We start from the raw sequence: 21094 nt of genomic DNA on the forward strand, positions 1-21094 counted from the left end.
AGTCCGGTATGTTATATTCTGCCTACTCATCTTATAATACCTCGTCAACAAGCAATTTCGATGAAATGCATTATAATTATGAGGACAATTGCGACAAGGATTATCACCCAAGTGGAGTGATAAACGTATGACAATAAAGTGTGATACTGGCAGCACAAAAGGTTAACACAGGAGATTAGCCTTACTCATTCGCTATGGGCTAATTATGTGGCGACTCAGCCTAACCCGGATTATGCGCTTACCGCATAATCCGGATCTCTGTGAGCATTATTCACGTTTCTCGTGAATAATGCGGGCTAAAAACTCAGCGCAGAAAACTCTACCCGGAAGCGTCTGCGCGACTGTGACCAGATGATTTGCGCTTGCTGCCTGCCAAGAGCTTTTGCAAGAGATATCTCGAAATCGGAGTAATTGGAATCGGTGGAATCGGAACTGGCAAACTTCTGGAATAGGCTTTGTACGCTCAACCTCCAGGTTGGACGGATGGTGTAACCAAAGTCCCCAAACGCACTAATGGTTGAATCATCAAGACCGTAAGTCAGATTGATATTCGAACTCCATAGTTGAGATGGCCGTAAACTTAAGTTTGAGCTGAGCCTCTGAGCATTATAACCGCTTGTGGAATCAGCAAACGAATATGAGTAGTTGAGACCGAATGAACCTATATTACGCAGATTCCGAGAATATCCGGCGCTTGCATAGATAGATGTGCCGGGAGATGAACCTCCCCAACTGCGAAGGGTGGTTAGTGAAGTGTTGAGCGTACCTTGTCCGAACTTAATAGGCTTGCCGTAAAGCTGCAGCCCTAAACCTCTGCCTATTTTTTCCCCCGAGTCAGAGCTAATGGCGCTGTTATATGTCAGTCTGGTGGTGAATGAATAAGACAGCGCACCGCCCATCATAGGCTTTGCACGTGACTGAATGTACGCTGTCGAATAATATCTATCGTCGTTGTTGCGTAACATATTTCCACGCAGATTCCACGAGAAATTGTAGTTGCCAAGCGACCGGCTGTAGTCGACCGTCCCATAGAGATTTTTGTGAGAAGGAAAATCAAAATAAGTGTATAGGCGAGAATCGTTGTTGAATTCCCTTCTGTTACTCCAGGACAATCCCCAATCACCAGAGGTTATTCGACTCACTTCAAACTTGCCTTCAGTCGATCCATCTGAGGTATATTCCTGATCGAGATCGAGCTGCCAGCCGGCATTGGAATAGTTATACTCGGTCGATTCACTGTGGCGCAGTCTGACCGAACCTGTGCCGTTGGGGGTTAAAGAATAGTATATCGGCAAATCCATCTGTAGACCATCGGTGCCATAAGTGAGCATCTGGCCCATTCCAGCACTTCGGTCGCTTAATGAAAGAACATGAAGAGGAACACTCAGAACCTTATCGCCTTCAAGATAGAAGTTGGCGCGCTTTATCTTTACCTCTTCGCCCGGGCGGATAATTAGACTGCGCGCACGAACAAACATATTTGATTCCGCGACAGGCTCAAAATCAAATTTTATCTTTTCATCAGGCTTTGTATCCGGTTCGGTAAACATATCCCGTCCACGAAAGAGCAGCCTGTGAGCCCCGTCTTCAGCCGGAGTGATCAGCACACCGCTCATCTTATCAAAACTGTAATACAAGATACTCGCAGCTATCTGCTTATCACCGCGTTTGATGACTATGTTATCTCCGCCTAAGCAGGCACGCGCACGGAGAATGTTGTTCTTTGCATCTATCTGCGCCTCTTGGGCAGTGATACTCAGACCTCTGTGGCATATTGTGACCCCACCTGCGGCATCCACCTTTTTGGAACTGATATCATAACCAAGATACTTGCTGCTTGATACAGATATAAAAGACTCGTTGAACATCTCAGTGCCCGGCGCAAGAAAATCAACACTGATCTTGGCTATGGCTCTGCCATTTGAAGCTACTGCGGATATTAACGCCGTGCCAATAGTCGTGTCGCTCTGAAGCCGTACACGCGCTATCCCTGAAGTGGTCTGGGCACTGTTTTCTATGACACCCAGACTTGTTGTGAACTCCACAAGCGTGCCATCCGGGACTGCGTCACCGTCTGAATCTCTCACGTCGGCGGTGATTGTGGTCGCGCTGAAAGAGTCGGCAACTATCGCCTGAGGCTGGGCGCGGAGTCGCATAGTGTAGTCATTGATGGCGGCATCCGCAGACACAGTGCTCAGGGCAAACACAACTATTAAGGTCAGAATACACTTAACTTGCATCATGCCTGAGTCTGACAATTGGCCATAAATATGCATTAAGAAGCAGATAAAGCGCGCCGGGCTTACCCGGCACGCTAATATTATAATCTTTTTAACCTACTCTGCTTCCAGCCTATCTTGCAGTCTGCACTGCAGGCATCGCTGCAGGAGCAGGCTCAGCCGATTTCTTTTCAGCAGTGGTATTGGAAGATGCATCGGGCGATGCTGCCTCCTCAAACAGTTGAGCCTTTAATTTGGCGATCACATCACCCGCCGCCAATGCCCGAGCATCTTCTTCCTCACTTGGAGATGACCCTTCGGGCGTGCGACCCGTCACAAGCAGAGTCTTAACCACTTTGCCGGTCTTTGTACTCATAATATTGACAGAGACGGTAAGCTGCGCAGATTTATGAGCGCCGTCAATCCGATAATCCTCCACTGAGCCTACAAGCAGGTAGTCAGCAGCCAATAACTTGGCCAACATCAGACACTTGTTTGTATCAACCGTAAACGGACCAGTGGCATCATCGTCGTCCTTTATCTCTCCTTCATCTTTTGCTCTCTTTATTGGAGCCAAGCGATCAGTATAGTAATACACCCAGTACTGATCGTTTTCGGACAGTATGGTGCGTAGCGCTGAGGCCATGTCATCACCGAAGTTTTCAGGTATTTTGCCCACACCAACGCTGTTGTCGAACGGGAATATTACAAGCGATCGTACGACAATCTCTTTTGACGCCTTCTTTTTGGACTTGAAGAGACCGAACAGTCCAGCATCTGCCGACCCTACTGCCGCTATGCCTAATATGAGCACCAGTCCGACAATCAGGCAAGAGAAATATCTATCTATCTTGATCATGACAAAAAACAACCTCCAAGAGTGAGCAAATTTCTAATATGTCCACATAGACCCTGGCATGATAAATGGTAATATAACACATTACCACCTATCTACGCTCTCATTATAACACTATTACAACTGTGGCTTCGGCGGCCTATCAAGCATATCTTCATCCATAAGATCAGTGGACTGCACAGACGAACGAAGCGAACTTACCGACGAAGTAGAAGATGACTCGCCGTTGTAACTCGTATTCGGATCAATTATCAATGTGCAGTCGACAAACGCCTTTATCCAGTAGCCATACCACATCCTGAGCACACGTTCGGCACCACTGGCGGTGGCATGGACAGGGGCATAATCGTAAGCAGAAGAATCCCAGCGCCATGCGCATTTTCGTATCCAACCCGCCGATGCTGCCTGGTCAAGCGTCTTCACAACGTTAAGATACTTGACTCGAAGCTCGCTGATCGGAATTCCAACGTCTTCTTTCGGCGTTATGACATTGCCGGATGAATCTTTCTTCCAGTTGGAGAAGATATTGCCGATCTGGTTCCAACCATTCTTTATTGAAATATAACAAGGAGCCAGTTCAGTCTCATTCGTTATTGAGTTTACCTGAGTATCATAAGCATCAGCAAAGACCTTTATTAGCCGATATTTCCTACTGAAATCAAATCCGACGTCGGGATTGCCAGACATTAATAAGCCGCTATTGACGTCATCACTGCTGATGGCCTCCTTAGGATAACTCGACTTCGGTTTGATCCAGACGGCTTCACCAGGCTCAAGACCCGGGAATGTGGTCGAAGCACCAAACCGATAATATGCCCCCAATTCGGGATACCATCTGACAATCTGCATCAGAGACGCGTTATCATAACCGAATATATCACCGGGGTCGCTGCTGCAAATTACCATCGGCGGCGTAATCATATCCACAACAGGAGCGTCGGCCACTGAATCGTCAGGGTCTGTCGGGTCTGTTATCGCTATAGTTCGCTTCGGACCGCCTACACTGACAGTGTAGCTATCATTAATATTATCAATCGTATCATCGGTTTCAACCTCGTTCCAACTCGTGCCGCCATTCCATGAGGCATTTAGTTTCCATACCCCACTGGCACACAGAGTGAGGCTCTCACCGGTTACCAGTGCTGAATCAATGCCGCTTGGATATGAAGACACACTCAGATCCCCTATCCAATTGGTATCGTCATAATCATTGACCTCAACTTTGCCTACCAATGATATCGTTGCCCCATCAGGTTTTGTGATCTCAATGGCAACATCACTGATTGTTTCCGGCTTGCTGGTGAGAGAATTAATCGGGAACAACATGTGTCCGACAATCAATACCTCATCGCCAACGGCAGCACTGGTTATACCATCGGCTGAATCTGGATCAGATGCGGATGCATCCACAAATCTCAAGTCCTCGATGATGGGAACCAGCAGCACCGGGCCATTTTTGGAGCCTGGAGTTGCCGCACTATCGGTGCCGTCTGAAGCCTGTACCGTATAAGTGTGAGTGCCTGTTCCCAAAATGGCTCCGGTGACCGACACACTATACTCTACACCTGCTGAAGCAGTATAGTCGGGCGTTGTCGAGGATGTCCGGGTCATTTTATATGTCCGTTGAGTTGATAAGCCCTTGTCTATAACAAGTGTTAGACCCTCAGTCTTAGATGTGCCGGAACCGACCACAGGAGGATCGTTATTGACATCGCTATACCACGCCTTGTAGACGAATGTTTCACTCGTCTTGCCGGCTACCGGATTTACCAAATAATCGACAATCTTAGGAGCATCGTTGTTAATACGTACGACTAATCCACCCACATATGTCAGCGGCGTCGCATCCTGGTATCCGTCGTTTGCTTCGAAGACAACATCGTATGTTCCTGGAAGAAGGTCGGTCATTGTCCCAACAAATACAGCACCATTTGCATAAACAGGACTCGAACTTTGAGCAGACATTGAGACACTGTATGTCTCCGATGTCGATGTGTTTGTCAGCTTAACACTGACACTCGGCGTGGGTGCACCGGTCGCAGAACCGTCGAGGTCCTTGTATGTCACTGTGAACTTGAATGTAGTCGCCTGCTGCCCGGAAGATGGATCAATCGACGCACTTGAGAGCGTAGGCAAATAGTTGACTGTTATAGTATAGTCGTCCGATGAGTTTTCGGGATACCTTACCTTATGATCCGGATCATAACCGTCAGAGGCCACGAAATGGTATGCCGTGGTCCCCTCCGGTAAGTCGTCAGTCGTCACCTTGAACTGCACTGGTGAAGTATAGTTCGTCGTAGTTGCTGCAGGCGCCATAGGCAAGCCCACTGTATTGCTATCATTGTCGAATACAAGGCGCACATACCCGGCTAGACCATCATGATACGTCGGAGGATCGTTATCCGCATCCTTGTAATTAACTGTGAATGTCAGACTCTGCCCAGGCAGAATCGCACTCGTACTCTCATAAGTCTCATAATAAGTTACATACACGGGCGGCTCTGCATCCGCATTGGGAGTATACTCGATATAAACCGAGGTGACACCGCTTGGAAGCTCCTGATCCAGTGTCAGCGTAGTAGCATCAGCAGCAGGACTGCCGGCGTAATAGTTCGTGCCGGACAGTTCAGCATTGTCGTATACACCAATCACACTGTCAATGCAGCTAATTGAATCCGGCGTAACTACTGCAGGATCCGAACCCACACTCCCAAGTTGAACCAGCGTGGAAGGCACACTGCCTAACTCAGGCGAAAGAGATATCTCATTGCTTGTTGTAGAATCAAATGTCTGGCTCGTGTCATAATAGTTCGTGTCCGATTCGGTCGGATTTGCATTCCAGTATACACCTGATACCTTTTCGCAGCTCTGCACTCCCTGCAATGACCAGTTCCCGGTCGAAGAGTAGTCCAGCTCAATCTTGCTGGAAGAGACAACTGTCGCTGCCTTTACACTTGCATCATATGAAATCCCTGCACCAGAGAGCTCTGGAGCCACATTTCCTGTGGGCGCTGTACTGGCCACAGTGGGACCAGTGGCACTTGTTCCATCCGTCGGATATTGCGCCTTGGATGAGTAAGGCACCCAGGACTTACCGGCATCTGTCTCAGCATCAATCAACCACTGCGGCTTGTCGACTCTGCTGCGCGCCGTGAACCTGTATTGGTGGCTCCCAACACCCAGCTTCGGCACTGTCAACTGATAAAGGCTGCCGGCAGAAAATGCATTTGTGTCCTGCCTTACCATCAACAGACCGTTTATCGTGAATGTTGAACCGGACGCGAGATTATCGCCGCCTGTACCTAAATTGGCGGTTGTTAGAGTCAGCGTATTTGATGTGTTGGTCGAAATCAGATATGTGCGGTATTTCAATGTTCCACTGGTGATCTGTACCAGCTTGTCCGCAAACTCATTATCTGTCCAATCCGGGCTTGTGCCGTCTATATTCGTCGCCACAATCGTCCGCATCTTGCCCGTCTCAAGTGGATCGGCACTCAGACCGGAAACCTTACCCAGAACTAAAGTATCTTTGCCGTCACCGTCTATCCACAACCGCGGAGAACCAGATACATCTTGGCCTATGTATTTGCCTGTGCTGTCGACATCAGTAGTCGAGTTAAAGAAATACGGTGTGTCGTTGTCGGCATCCGTATATGTAACGGCAAACGTCACAGTCGTGGCAGACGTTATCGTCGAATCCTCGCCAGGTGTGGCGCTCCCATCAGAAAGAACGGGTGCAGTGTTGATATAAGGACCGTCAAGATTGATATATGACGCTTCACTGGAATCGGTCGGTCGGTCAATACTATTCTCCGTGTAATAATCATATATCGCAACATCGCTGCCGTCACAAGCCTCGAAACGATACTTGTGACTGCCTGAACCCAGGTCGCTTGCAGCGGCCGTGTAGGTATAGACCGCTCCATCTCTATATGGAGGAGTCCCATCGCCGTCGTAACTCATGCCATGTGCAACATTGTCTATATATACACGCACATAAGAAGGAGCCTGACCATTTGATCCATCGGTGTCCCTATATGTGACCGTATACACGAACTGCTGGCTGGATGACTCAGTCGAAACCGGGGATAAGCTGCCGTCTTCAAGTGTCGGAGCCGTGTTGGCACCCACTGTTGTCGACATCTTTGTCCCGAAGAGATAAGTGGCGCTTACTGTGTCTGTCGGTGCACTCAGAAATTCTAGGATACGATTCCATCGGTCAATCTGGTAATCACCCAACTGATAATAACGTGCCCACATCGAAATGGTACCTGTAGGCGCTGAATAAGTAAGCTCCACGTGAGATGGGTTGTTCTCACTTGTCGACCTGAATGGGTCAAAATAGCTTAAGCTGTCGCTGTCATCAGTCCATACACCCAGCACACCCGCTGTCGGGTCGCCGTCATTCCCGTAGCCGTCGTTGCCCTTCATGTGGACTGTATCTCCACCCGCATCCTGTTCTTCCCAACCGGCAGGTGAAAAATGTGTCGTGCCCTGGGTCCAGTTGTAAGGACTGTCCTCCTCCTGCTGCTGCGCAGCACCGTCTATCTTATGCGTAAACCGAACATCGGAATACTTGATGAACACCGTCTGCCCCGCTGTCGGGACAGGATCCGTCAGCCATATCAGCGAGTCGCCGGTACTGTACATCGTCCGCGTATAATATATATAGACCTTTGACCCGAGAGGTTGAGCATCACTATCAGAAAGAACGATCTTGCCGCTTGTATCCAGACTAAGGCCAGAATTGGTAATCAGGTTCATATCCTCATCATATATGGCCGTTGGAGTCTTTATCAATCTCGGAGAACTCGGTATTATTGTCTTTCCTGTCCTGTTGACCTGATCGTATACCTCGGAGGGGTCGATGACACCCTCCATGGCGCTGTCTACACTGTTCGGAACACTTATAGACGCGGTCGAATCGTAATAGGAAGCACTCGAGTCTGTGACATCTTCCAGTGAAGCATATACACCCTCCACACTGGCGATCACAGATGGGTCCTCAGGTCTCACATATATGGTCGATGCCTTTCCATCGGAATTGACTGCAGTTCCCATCATAATGGAGTAACGTTCGTCTCCATCATCCACTCTTTGCCAACCGTTCTTCATGTCATCGACAAGCTTTTTGATGTCACCATCGTATACTTGAGCGTCTGATATAAGAGTGCCCGTGCCCGATGTAGTGTCAAGAAGAGGACCGACTATTGGGGCCTCAGGTACATATTTCAGCCAGACAATTTTTGTATTTGTCGGCAGGCCTGTACCTACATTCAAGATAATCCATTCATCACCCGTCTTAAAGGCAGGGCTCGCTGTAGCCGCATTATAATAGTTCGTGCCTGTAAGGTCCTCTGTGAGATAGACGCCTTGCAAATCAAGTATTATATTTGGATCGTTGGGCGCTACCTTGGTCAGAGTGGAATCAGGAGTCCCTTGCTGCGCAACAACAGGCTCGAACGCATAACGCAGGCCGCCAAGCGAAGTCAGTTCTTCGCCCTCTATGCAACTTGCGGCATTCGATCTCAACTCCGCATTGGAAGAAGACTTGTACGTAGCATACTCAAATCCATCTTGGAAGAGAAACGCATAATAGTACTGCTTTGCCTGGTCGTATTCGTTTTCAATGCCGCCGAGCCTGGTCTGATAATAGAACTGCACACCGTTGCTGTACTTCGTGTCGGCGGTGTCATACTGAAGCATATCATGACCTTCATCCCAAAGGACTGTTTCACCATCGGGCTGAAGAAGACCCATGAATACCTTCTTGACCGCCGGCGGGTCGCTGTCAACGTCTTTATAGGTCGCATTGAATGTCCATAGAGTGGCTCCATTACTTGTCCCGTCAGCAGAATCGATACTGCCGTCATATAATATCGGCGCGGTGTTGTCTTTTACGGTAAGATTGGATATCCAACTCGTCGTTACAGTCTCACCCTCAACTGTGTCATCTGTGCCTACCTGGCGACCCCAATCGTCAACGAACTCGAACTTGTATTTGCGGGTGCCGTTCTCAAGTTCGGAACTTGACAGATTATAGTAGTAATAAACACCAGCCTTATATTGCGCAGAATTGTTTGCCGACGAACTGAGCAATACCTCGGGCAACATATTGCATACACGCTGAGTGCCTGCGGAGTCTGTCTGGATTATCAACCTGGCTGCATACGGCCTCTGGCCATCTGCATCAGAATATTTGACTCTGAACTTGAATATCTGACCACGCTTGCCGCTGGTCGGAGAAACACTGTCATCGGCAACAGTCAAAACCGGAGCATTATTGACATATGGACCCGGCACAAAATCGTTGTTGTCGTAGTCGGGATTCGGAATCGTGTTACCCTCATCATCCGTGATGAAACACTCATCTGAAGTGCTTTCAGTGGGTACCCACCAGTCGTCCCACGTCCTGCTTAGATAATCGTAATGGTCGGGACGCCGCGGCCAAATGATCGTCTGATTATCGTCACTTGCCTCAAAGAAGTAGTGGTACGGACCTGGTGTTGTGAAGTTCTTTGTCACCGTATACCATACACCATCAGTGAAGTCAAAATCCGATGGGTCCTCTTTGTCCATCTCGATACTCATCGGATAAGTGTTGCCTTCCACATAATCATTTAGTGTAAGAGAACCACGGCTGCTGGTATTACCAATCATAAGTCGCACATGCGTCGGACTAGAACCGTTGCTTGACTTGTACATGATCCGGAAAGTGCACTGAGAACTCGTTGTCGCGCCGGCAGTCTCTGCACGGCGAGCGGCGATCTCCCGTTGGTAAGAAGTACCGGTGTATGTGCCGTCCATCAGGGGGTTCATAGCACGCTTGAACGAACCATCCATCAGCAACGTGCCATAGTAGCGCCCACCACCATACTTAGTCAAATCTCTATAGCTGACAATATCATCATCCCAAAGCGGCATAGTCAGCGCACCGTAAACAGATGGATGCTGTGTCGAAGGATACTGATAAGTTGAACCAAACTTGCCCGGCACAAACACGGGGCGATCGACATATATAGTCGAATCGAACGCATATCTGTTATCCGTGCTATAGCTGCGATGCGCGGAACGTTTGATGTCGGGATTGCCGGTCACATCACGCGCATTCATCGGGTCGAGGGCATTATTGTTGGCAAAGCCCTGCACTGTCGTATAATCAGGTGGACAAGAATATGTCAGCCCGCTATCATTTCGACCCCAAGGAACATAACCCCATATGGAATCGGTCGCTTCAGATGGAACCTCTGTCCAGTCAATCGTGCTGCACACATATTGAAGATACTGTGTATGCCTGTAATCTGTGAAGCCTGTCGGTATGTTCCAACTATAGCCCGGATTGGGCTCTACACCCCACTCCGTGAGATTCGGCTGCATTTCAAGTAAGAGATTAGGCACATCAGGCGTATAATTCAGCGTGTCCAGCGGGTCCTCATTGAAATTGTACCTGAGCCAGTCATCACTACATGCAAAGAAATAGTTGAACGTGCCTACGGGCAGCGCATTGTACGCCCAGCAGGAATAGGCGGGGAAATACTTTGCTATATATTCTTCACCCAGCGGTTTTGCCATCCCATCGTTAGGCATTAAGTGAGCTACGAATACGACGCCACTGGTATAGTCCTGAGAGGTCCAAGCTGCATCATGCTCTATGCCCTCCTCCGGCATCATTGGTATCAGGCGATAGTCGCCTATTCCAAAAACGTCGAGATAGAGCGCAACACCATAATCGGCGTCTTCCGCATAGTCGTGAGGTGAATTATGATAGGTATGCCACCAAGCCTGGGGCGGCAGACCATCTCTGTTGTGGTATTTGACCCGGAAAACATAGTCATGGCTTGCAGAACCGTCATCGCTTACAATTCCACTGCCGTCATCGCTTGGCTCAACTGTCAAGGGATCGGGATCTTCAGGACCACCCGCACTCAGATAATCTCTGTCACCCTGGTTGCCGCCGTAGTCTATCATCTCGGGAACTAAATCACCCGCAGAATTGTATTGATCATTCGGACGGCTGTCGCTTATAGTTACTGTTACATCTTCTGATTTTGTGGTTTCTTCATTCCATTCCCCATCTTTGTTGCAATACCATGCAAATGCCTTTACAGTGATCTCACGCTTAATGCCATTACCGTAGGCAATAAGATTGGGACCATACCACATCGGAGCCAATGTATATGCATCCCAAAGCAGATTGTTATAACTGTAACTCGGATACCAGGAATACGGATCGGTCTCATTGGGGCTCGTCAGATATTTGTATATGGGATTAGTACTTGAGCCCGTCCAGTAACCCGGATGCTGATAATAAGTCCTCGACATATTCAAACCGGCACTCGCCGTAACCAAGTAACGTGCACCAGTGCCGTCATTGGGAGTGTGGTCTTGATAATACATAGGGATCCCACCGAGAATTGGGTCCGAATATCCCAGACCGGTCAGCACAACCATACCCGGTGTATTCATTCTCTGGCCAGATACCACATTCGGATAAATGCCGTTACTCTCTGTCCATGTGGCTCTGAACGTAAATATAGAGTTGGATGTGCCGTGCTGCGGCGATACCTCAAGCTTAAGACCCTGCGCACCCACATTTGAGAGAGCCAAGAAGCCAAAGGCAAATATTATTATCGTTAACTTGAAAGCACGTTTCCAAATATTACTCATCTGCGGTTTTCCTTCCAAACTCCATCCATCATTCAGCACAAGCTGATAGTATAAGGGCATTATCTAGTATCCGCCGCTCAAGGACGTGACTCCTGAATCAGGGAAAATTGCCGGCCTGAAAATCAGCGTGACCGGAGTCTTTGCACGAACCCAATATCCATTCCACGGCACCAGCATTTCATCATTTGCGCTGAGTGTCTCATAGGAAGATGTATCGAGACTCCATCCATATATAGTCTTGCTGAGCCACCCCTTCTTGACAGCGTCCTCATACGAATAAGATGTATTTGTTGTCTTGTTGTAAACCATTAGCTGCCCGATATACACTGGGTAGACGAACGGATTGCCGATCATGTTCCAGCCCTTCGATAGCTCTATGTCCTGCTCTTTATACTGCTTGCCGTAATATTCACCAACAATAGCCGCATCTTCAGCAAGAGAATATGTTTGCTGGCCGCCTCTGCCCAAACTGTAGACATTAACCCAAAATGCCTTACCCGGCTCCAATTGGGACAGCGTGACATATTCCTTCGCATCGAGATCATATGAGACGGCCTTATATCCAGACGTAAGCCCAAAAGCATGCTCAAAAGTGGGATTGTTGAACTCGAACGGAACACTGACCATCTGATAGCCATAGCGAAGTACGGCCTTCTTAGCAGCAGGAACCATAATGGTACGCGTGACTGTCTGACTCCAGCCGCTCTCATCACTGAAAACCACGTAATATTCCAACTCACCACAGTATTCACCAGTCGGCTTAACAGACCAAGTCACAACATCCGACTCAGAATTGGTCGGCACATCTCCAATTTCCTGTTTAGCTGTTGAACCTGAAGCAAGCTCAAGACCATCAGGTAAGTAAAGATATGCTGAAACATCTTCTAAATTATATGGACCGGAGTCCATTGTCGTATTGTAAACATACGCACTGATTGTGAATGGATCCGGAGTAATATCAACGAGGTTAACATCGGGATCAGTGCTGTCGTATTTAAGTGAGCTTGGCCCCTGAACAGCCGCAGTTACAGAGTCCCGGACAACTTTGGTGCCGGACTTATATGTCCACTTTTCCGATGCAGCACCTATGCCGTAATATGTGACATATGTGCGTGAAGCTCCGGCGGCAAGAGACTTCTGTTTCCACTCAATCAGACAGCATGGAGCATCAAGTGCCACTAAAGGGTCAGGTGAATAACTATCCGGCAGCCATGTGGATGTCATGATAAGACCGCCGCTTTCCCATTCACCCACGGCTACATAGTCTGGCACAGTGGAATCCTGCTCATCAAAGGTGAATCTGGTTACCCTCTCCGGAGAATCCACACTGTCGTAGAACTCAATCCTTTCGGGAACCTTTGTCCCTGAGAAAATGGTCCCAGGAAATGAATCCGATACGCCATTGGCACGTGTCATTCCAATGCCCTCAACATATGGATATGCATGCAAAGAACTGTTGGTAACCTTTGGAATGCCAAACATACCCAATCCTATGGACTGAGTTGTGGTAGCCTTGTTGGTAATCGTCAGAGCATAACGTATCTGGTCACGCACAAGACTGATATTAATCTTGACAGCGACTGGTGTGGTGCCGGCTGTAAGCCATTCACCCTCAATGTAGGGACCACCAGGCCCAAGTGTGGTGCCGACAATCGGTGTATCGTATTTTTTGGGTTCAGTGGACCAGGAACCACTGCCGTCACTGCCTGCACCAATCAGCACCGGCGTATTGTCGCCAACCTTGACCTTCCAATAACCCAAGGGACCAAACGGATATGATCCCCAGGGAGTCATCTCCGCGTTGTCGTCATCGGTGGTCTCGGGATCGCCCATTATAGACATTGCCGAATAACGACCGGCTACTTCCCATTCAGTCGAATCACCATCCGTATCATACACTGTTACAGTGCCGTCGATACCGATATACGCTTCCACATAGTCGTTTGAAAGTGACATAGCGGAGTAATCATCAGATAACTCTATATAGATAATCGCGTCATATGCCCATGCAGCCGACCATGACCCTATGAAAATTGTCAGCACAAACAAGATCATGGATAATATCGCTCTTGTATTATTCATCTATAATATCTCCTTACGTCCTCAGTGAAAAATCATCAATTGCGATCTACGGCAAAATTGTCATCTCAAGGGAGTCGCTTGAAGTTACTCCACCAACCCTGGCATAGAGCCAATACCCCATATATGCATCAAGCGCATCACGATTTGAAAGTTTGTGGTAGCCACGGCTCGGTGTCTGGGTGTAGTAATAAACACTTGAACCTATCCAGCCGGCAGCCTGAGCATCCGCCAGAGTTTTCGTTATGCCCTTATATGTAAAAAATGCATTGCTCCATGAAACCTGCTTGTCATATGGATTGCCGAACATGTTCCAGCCTTTGTAGAGACTAATGTTGTATGCATCACTTTCTAGAACTGCTGAATATGCACTGTTTAATACAACTTCCTGGTTGCTCGGCACCATAAGCCAAAAACCTGTACCAACCGGAAATGAATAGACACCAGAACTCTGATTGTAACTGCCGCCCGTATACCAACTATAGCTGGAATTGGAATCAAGTGGATTTTCCCATGCAAGCACGTTATCAGGATAATATAAGTAGCCCGCTCCAGATGCTATGGTAGTCTTCGGAGACCAGCGTGCCAGACGGACTCGTAACTTGCTCGTATCCGCAAAATTCGCGGATTCTCCATCCGCAGTAAGAAATAGATTCTCCGGCAATGCCGTCATCGTTAAGGCCCCATCACTATCGAAATGGGCAAAGTTGTAAGGAAGAGATATTAAGTATAGACCAGAAGAAAAAGTTGTGGACGCAACTGAAAAAACTGCCCAGTCAGAATATATCTGCCCACCAGCTGTTGACGAAGCCCTAACATAAATTGAATGGTCGCCCGCACTCAAAGGACTCTGCGTTGATGAATCCAATGGCCATGTGGCGGTAATGATGCCGGCACTGATGTTGGAGCTGTCCAAAATAACATATGACGTATCGGTTAGGTCGTCAGGAACTCCATTCTCGTCAGTGTCAGGATAGTCCAAATAAACCTTGACGGATGAAGTATCAACATTGGTCAGAGATATCTTGAACGTCGGTCTGCTGGAAACAGTGCCACCCGCGCTGGGCTGAAGAATCTGTACACCGCCATAAGTCAGAGCCGCCTTCACATCCAACACACCAGCACCATATTTATTCGGGTCCAGCGCACCAGTCTTTGGAGGACGAGCAGACTTCAATAGTCTGTCTGTCACTTCGCTCGCAGGAATACCGTAACTCAAAAGGATCGCTGCTGCACCAGCTACATGGGGGCATGCATACGATGTACCTGCACCAAAATATCCATAGTAATAATAATACTCACCAGTGTCATCATCTATCGAAAAGACTGTGCTGTAGATCTGATCTGCCGTACTTGTACTATCATCCCCACCGGGAGCAGCAATGTCGATTGTTGAACCGTAGTTGGAATAGTAAGCCAGACTCTCATCAGGACCTAAAGCAGATACTGAAATAACTCCGTCGCATGAGGCTGGATAACTCGGTAGATTTGTCTCTTCGTTTCCAGCGGCTGCAACCAGAATTACACCGGCTGCATATAACTTCTTCATCATCTCATCTGTGGCAGCATCATCTCCATAACTGCCATAGCTCATATTTAACACGTCCACACCCTGATCCAAAGCATATTGCTCGGCTTCAAGAAGAACGTCCGTATCCGCAGAACTACCTTCAAAAGCCCGGATGGGCACAATCTGCACGTTGTCCCAGCATACACCCACGACACCCTTATCGTTGTCACCTTGGGCTGCTATGATCCCGGAAACAAAAGTGCCATGACCATGCAAATCATTGCTGGGGTCACTATCATCATCCACAAAGTCATAGCCACTCGATATTCTGCCTTCCAGGTCAGGATGATTTGCTACGCCCGTATCGATTACACCTACTCGAACCGACTCGACACCCTTCTCAATATTCCAGGCATCCGGCATATTTATCATTTCCATGCCCCACTGGTTCTCATAGCCGGGATCATTCGGAACTGTACAGAGTGTGTAGACATAGTTTGGCTGAATGTGATCGACTGCCCACGTCACGGCTAACCTGGAACTAAGTGATGAACGACTCCGTGAAGATATTCTGGAAGTCCGACCCATCTTTATGTGATACATGCCGGACAATGGAAGCTCTTTTACAATTGAAGCTCCCATATTGTCCACAAGCATTTCGACTGCAGAGGAACTGGTTCCCGATTGCACGTTGATGATATACTCGTTGGGTACATAGTTATAGTTCCCCGCATCCGCTGCTGAAACAATGCCAAAGCACAGTCCAAGCAGGACCACTAGCTTCAATCCAAGCAGCGACTCCTTATTCAACCGACATGCATGCGGTCTCATTCTCCAATCCTCCTCAAAATCTATACAGCAACTGCCTAAGGGCGGTGATATTCATATCACCGCCCACATCCGAAACCCAAAACTATGCTATTCCGTACTCGGCTCCTCAGGCGGCAGTGAGCTGATCTCAAACCTGTTTTGCTCGCCCTCATACCAACCGTTACCCGTATCCGCCTCGTGTCTGCAATATACGGTCCAACCCATAACTACACCCGAATAGTCTTCGAGCGCAGCAGCCAAACTGATCCGCTGGGAATCTGTGAGCGAAACAGTCGGACCTGTTTCACTAATAACGCTCGAAGTCCATGTCGGACCTTGCCCGGCTACTACAGGCGCAACCACCACATAATATGAATCAGCACCGTCCTTGCGGTTCCATTCGAGGTTTATAGTGCCATCCTGAAGATCACTGATCTGAAGCTCAGGAGCCGCATCGGAACTGGAATAAGCAGGAGAAATAACATCGCTGTTTAGTACCGGCTCAATTACGGTTGCGGTTAAAGTATTACTCACCTTGGTAAGGTAATACCAGGTGGTAGTAGTGTCATCATCGTCATCGTCATCGTCGTCATCATCGTCATCATCGTCACCTATTGTCGAGTGTGACGTCATCTTATAAAACGCACGTATCTGATATGTATGAGTTTTGCCATATGGCTCGACTGCTACAGTTGTGCTCTGCGAAGCATATGTCTGAGATGGATTAGTGTCCAGCGAATAATAGTTTACTGCAAGATCACTACCACTGCCGTATAGACCAGCAATACTCGTCCGACCGGAATCCATTGAACCGGAATCGCGCATGACCTTTACAGGAGCTTCTGAATCAGCAAAACTGTCCCTTATGACCTGGTATTCCATCACGTTTTTGCCATTATCCAACGCACTCGCATCCCAGGAAATAACAGTCGGGTCTGTGAGACTGATGCTCGGAGCATCCTCCGTGCCACGCCCGCCCTTGAACAAAGACACAACTCCAAAAACAAGAGCAGCACCTAAAAGGAACTTCCCTATCTTGCTGATTGCGCTGCCCTTAGTCTTGCTTTGTGTAGGTGCCCCCGAAGGCAATGCCTGTGTCCTGGCTGCTCCGCCCACGGCAGGCATATCGAAAATTGCTCTCGCCTTGTCTTGCGCCTGGATACCACGCATGGATTTGGTCACCTTTGCGATACTGTCTACAGGAGTTACAGATTGAATCGAGAGGTATCCGATAATCTCCCTGTCGCGCAGAACTATCATTTGCATGCCCTGCTTTATACCGTCACGAGAACCCTTGTTAAGCATTACCTGGCTGGCACCCATGCTGTTTTGAACCGTGGCCTCAGGAATGATGTAATCCACCATCGTCTTGACGCCCAGAAATGCGGCATTATTAATCGCCTCGACTATGAGAGCGTCATCATCAGGAGTATAGCCAACCCTTGCGCTCGAATTGCCAGTCTGTACTGCACCATTTACAATCTCGCCGGACGCTTGATCGTACATTCGCAGAACCATGGTCACGGATGCTCTTCTCGTGACACCGGAACCCGCAAGTTGAACAGAGGTGATCGCACCCTCAAGCATCGCATCGGCACTCAAATACTCACCCAGCCTCACAAGACCTACCTTGTCAAGCGGAGAATGCAGATCAAGCGCCTCCATTGCTGTCTTGATGCTCGCACGAGTGTTACTGCCGACATCAAAGCGGGTTGTTTTGCTCATTTCCACGACAACCGCGTCGGTTGCAAGCCTGGCAAGCAAATCACCCTGAACACCGGACTCGTTCATAAACTCAACAACTGCGACTGAATATTGGGGCATAAGCTGAGCCTCTGCCCGATTTGATAGCGGCAGGGGCCCTATTGTCGCCACAAGCGTTACTATTATTGCGTAGCACACACTCTTGAAAACCCTGCATTCTATTAGCTGCCTCAACGGTAGATAACCTCCCTAATATCCAATTCCAACAAAAAATGTGATTGCCGACCAATATATCGCAAGTCTTTTCGGGTGAATAAACCTGATAACTAGACGCCATCGAGGTACGGCATGGGGACTTGCACCAGAACAAAAACACATAAAGCCAGTAGCCCACCATCTGTCACATCTTGTCTTCACAGTATAAATACTCATACAAACGTGACTACATCCTGATTATGTGTTTTCTGCATAACCCGGATCTCCGAGAGCATTATTCACGTTTCTCGTGAATAATGCGGGTACAGGCTGCCCAACTATAACCAGTTAACCTGATACTCATCCGTCAACAACTATAGCACAACTACTCTTTTAAGAGCAAGAGAATTTCATACCAGACATCTTCCACCGACTTGCGCAAATTCACCAAATCTGCATCGTTCCGTATAACGCGGTCGGCACGCCGAACTTTGATATCCATCGGCATCTGGGAATCAATTCGCCGAAGAGCCTCGTCGTGAGAAATACCACTTCTGCTTGTCAGACGATGTATTTGGGTCTCTTGTTCCGCAGCAACCACGATTACTTCATCCAGCATATACTCCATGTTGCATTCCATCAGAAGCGGAATCTCGATTGCAAATACCTTATCATCACCCGGATCCTTTCTGTACTCTTCTATCGTCCGGTTGATTTTTTCGATGATGCGCGGATGAGTTATGGCATCGAGATCTGCCCTGGCCTTGGAATCGGAAAATACGATCCGCCCAAGTGCTGAACGATTGATCTGCCCGTCGGCAAGCAATACATCATCGCCAAAACGCTCACATACCTCACGATATGCGGGCTCATCTATATCTAAAATCTGCTTGGCAACATTGTCGGCACTCAGGACGCGCGCACCCAATTCAGACAGCATCCCGAGCACCGTGCTCTTGCCTGTGCCTATTCCACCGGTTATACCTATCACATAAGCCATGCTCATCACTATAACCCGCATTATTCACGAGAAACGTGAATAATGCTCTCGGAGACCCGTATTATGCGTAAAACGCATAATACGGGTCTAACAAAAGTAATGGCCCGGCACCTATAATAAAGTGCCGGGCCGTGTAATTGGCCTTTTAAGCCGAATCCTGCTCGGCATAAAATCAATTTTCTGGCTGAAGCCGACCTACTTAGCCTCGGATTCCTCAGAACCCTCTTCAGCAGCAGTGGCTGCCGTCTCGACAGGTGCTTCCTCGGTCTCGGCGCTTGCAGCGGGAGTCTCAGACACTTCGGAGACCGGCTCCACCTCGGCCTGGATGTCTTCAACCATCTCCAGCTCTTCTTGAGCCTCGGCCAATGCCTGCGCCTCTGAGATATCTTCCTTCTTTGCCTTGGACCTCGACTTCTTGGCGGGCTTCTCCTTCTTATCGCCAAAGTCAAGTTCGCCAAGCTGCTCGCCGATCAGATCACCGATTGTGGTCTTGGTCTCGGGTTTGGCCTGGGCATAACTGCGAAACTCAGTGTCCTCGCGCTCCTTCTCCTTCTGATTCAGCAACTGCCTTACGGACAATGTCAGCCGCCGCTCGTCGGGCCGAAGGTCGATTACTTTGACCTCTACCTCCTGGCCGACACTGACTACCTCTTCAGGATTGTTGACACGCTTGACGGCAAGCTCGGAGTTGGGAATGATACCCTCTATCCCACCTTCAACCTGCACGAATGCACCGAATGGAACGAGCCTGGAAATTGCACCGGTAAAGACATCGCCCACTTTATAAAGCCGCTTGATGTCCTCCCAAGGGTCAGGCAGTATCTGCCGCAAACCGAGAGATACCCTGCCCTGCTCCAAGTTGAGCTTGAGAACCATCACCTGTATCTTCTGGCCGACCTTTACAACCTCGGACGGATGATTGATTCGCGTCCAGCTCATCTCGGAAATGTGCAGCAGACCGTCAACACCGCCAAGATCAATAAATGCACCGTAATCGGTGAGCCTGCGAACAATGCCTTCTCGTATCTGACCTACCGCAAGTGTCGCAACTGTCTCTTTCTTGAGTTCTTCGCGCTCTTCTTCCACTGCGAGCCTGTTGGAAAGCACTACCTTCCTGCGCTCGCGGTCAACCTCGATAATTTTAAAAGGCATGCTCTGGCCGACAAATTTATCCAGGTTCTTGAGCTTGCCGCTCTGGACATGTGACGCGGGGACAAAACCCCTGATACCAAGATCGACTACAAGTCCGCCCTTGACGCGGTCGGTGACCATCGCCTTGACTACTTCCTTCTCGGCAAATGCCTTGTCAACCTTGTCCCAAGCATTCTCGAAATCAGCTCTCTTCTTGGAAAGAACAGGCCCGCCTTCCTGACTCTCTGACTCAACAACGTAAACCTTGATCTTCTCCCCAACTGAGACGACTTCTTCAGGCTCGAGACTGGCATCGCGAGTAAGTTCATTGGGCTTGATGACGCCTTCCGATTTCGTTCCTACATCTACCAGCACGCCTTCTCGGTCGATGTGCACAACTACACCTTCGACAACATCGCCAGGAGACAATGACCTGAATGTCCCAGAATAATCGACTCCGGCACCACCCATCTGGGCCATCGCCGCCTCCATGGTCATCGGTTCCTCAGCTTCAGCTGATGCCGGTTCCTCGGTTTCAACCGATACCGGTTCCTCAACAGGCTTGGAAGTCTCGTCTACCTGCTCAGGCTCAGTTGCATTGGAACCAAATGGGGTCTCGGACATCTCGTGCGTAGGGACGGACGTTTGCTCCCGCTCCACATTCTCATCAGACATTGCTCAACACTCCTCTCGCGGGCTTGAAAAACACACCCGCTTTTACTAGTCATCCCAAGCAGCTCGAAAGCCGCACGGGGCAAGCCATTATGGCCGGCAAAATCAAATAATACAGATCAGTATATGCATTACCGACTGTATCCCAAAAATTGTCCGGCAGAACATTCGCCGGTGAAACTCCATATACCGATGGCTCGACTCTTTATAATAACCTCTTAATCGCTCAGCGTCAAATTTTACTTCGTGCC

At 48.8% G+C, this 21094-nt stretch carries 8 protein-coding genes; all 8 read right to left on the reverse strand.

The features are described from left to right. Nucleotides 1-296: 296 nt before the first annotated feature. The gene (locus LLG46_09030; protein MCE5323439.1) at nt 297-2243 is read right to left on the reverse strand and encodes an Ig-like domain-containing protein; all 1947 of its coding nucleotides are present in this window, start codon (nt 2241-2243) and stop codon (nt 297-299) included. A 109-nt stretch (nt 2244-2352) separates the two neighbouring features. Next, nucleotides 2353-3078 carry a hypothetical protein gene (locus tag LLG46_09035; protein ID MCE5323440.1) on the reverse strand — a complete coding sequence of 242 codons (726 nt, stop codon included), beginning with the start codon at nt 3076-3078 and terminating at the stop codon, nt 2353-2355. 114 nt (nt 3079-3192) lie between these two features. Next, the gene (locus LLG46_09040; protein ID MCE5323441.1) at nt 3193-11742 is read right to left on the reverse strand and encodes a hypothetical protein; all 8550 of its coding nucleotides are present in this window, start codon (nt 11740-11742) and stop codon (nt 3193-3195) included. A 63-nt stretch (nt 11743-11805) separates the two neighbouring features. Continuing rightward, on the reverse strand, nt 11806-13824 hold the full coding sequence (locus LLG46_09045) for a hypothetical protein (protein ID MCE5323442.1): 2019 nt from the start codon (nt 13822-13824) through the stop codon (nt 11806-11808). Between the two features lie 46 nt (nt 13825-13870). Continuing rightward, nucleotides 13871-16162 carry a S8 family serine peptidase gene (locus tag LLG46_09050; protein MCE5323443.1) on the reverse strand — a complete coding sequence of 764 codons (2292 nt, stop codon included), beginning with the start codon at nt 16160-16162 and terminating at the stop codon, nt 13871-13873. Nucleotides 16163-16249: 87 nt separating this feature from the next. Further along, complete coding sequence (locus tag LLG46_09055; GenBank protein MCE5323444.1) at nt 16250-18079, reverse strand: penicillin-binding protein activator LpoB; 1830 nt, start codon at nt 18077-18079, stop codon at nt 16250-16252. A gap of 346 nt (nt 18080-18425) precedes the next feature. After that, on the reverse strand, nt 18426-19046 hold the full coding sequence (gene coaE / locus LLG46_09060) for a dephospho-CoA kinase (GenBank protein MCE5323445.1): 621 nt from the start codon (nt 19044-19046) through the stop codon (nt 18426-18428). 189 nt (nt 19047-19235) lie between these two features. Then, complete coding sequence (rpsA, locus tag LLG46_09065; GenBank protein MCE5323446.1) at nt 19236-20846, reverse strand: 30S ribosomal protein S1; 1611 nt, start codon at nt 20844-20846, stop codon at nt 19236-19238. Between the last annotated feature and the right edge of the window lie 248 nt (nt 20847-21094).

The organism is bacterium (genome assembly GCA_021371935.1).
Classification (GTDB): domain Bacteria; phylum Armatimonadota; class UBA5829; order UBA5829; family UBA5829; genus UBA5829.

What these genes read in the sequence shown, in the direction of transcription:
- LLG46_09030 (MCE5323439.1), bottom strand. Translation starts at nt 2,243, where the DNA reads ATGATGCAAGTTAAGTGTATTCTGACCTTAATAGTTGTGTTTGCCCTG.
- LLG46_09035 (MCE5323440.1), bottom strand. Translation starts at nt 3,078, where the DNA reads ATGATCAAGATAGATAGATATTTCTCTTGCCTGATTGTCGGACTGGTG.
- LLG46_09040 (MCE5323441.1), bottom strand. Translation starts at nt 11,742, where the DNA reads ATGAGTAATATTTGGAAACGTGCTTTCAAGTTAACGATAATAATATTT.
- LLG46_09045 (MCE5323442.1), bottom strand. Translation starts at nt 13,824, where the DNA reads ATGAATAATACAAGAGCGATATTATCCATGATCTTGTTTGTGCTGACA.
- LLG46_09050 (MCE5323443.1), bottom strand. Translation starts at nt 16,162, where the DNA reads ATGAGACCGCATGCATGTCGGTTGAATAAGGAGTCGCTGCTTGGATTG.
- coaE (MCE5323445.1), bottom strand. Translation starts at nt 19,046, where the DNA reads ATGAGCATGGCTTATGTGATAGGTATAACCGGTGGAATAGGCACAGGC.
- rpsA (MCE5323446.1), bottom strand. Translation starts at nt 20,846, where the DNA reads ATGTCTGATGAGAATGTGGAGCGGGAGCAAACGTCCGTCCCTACGCAC.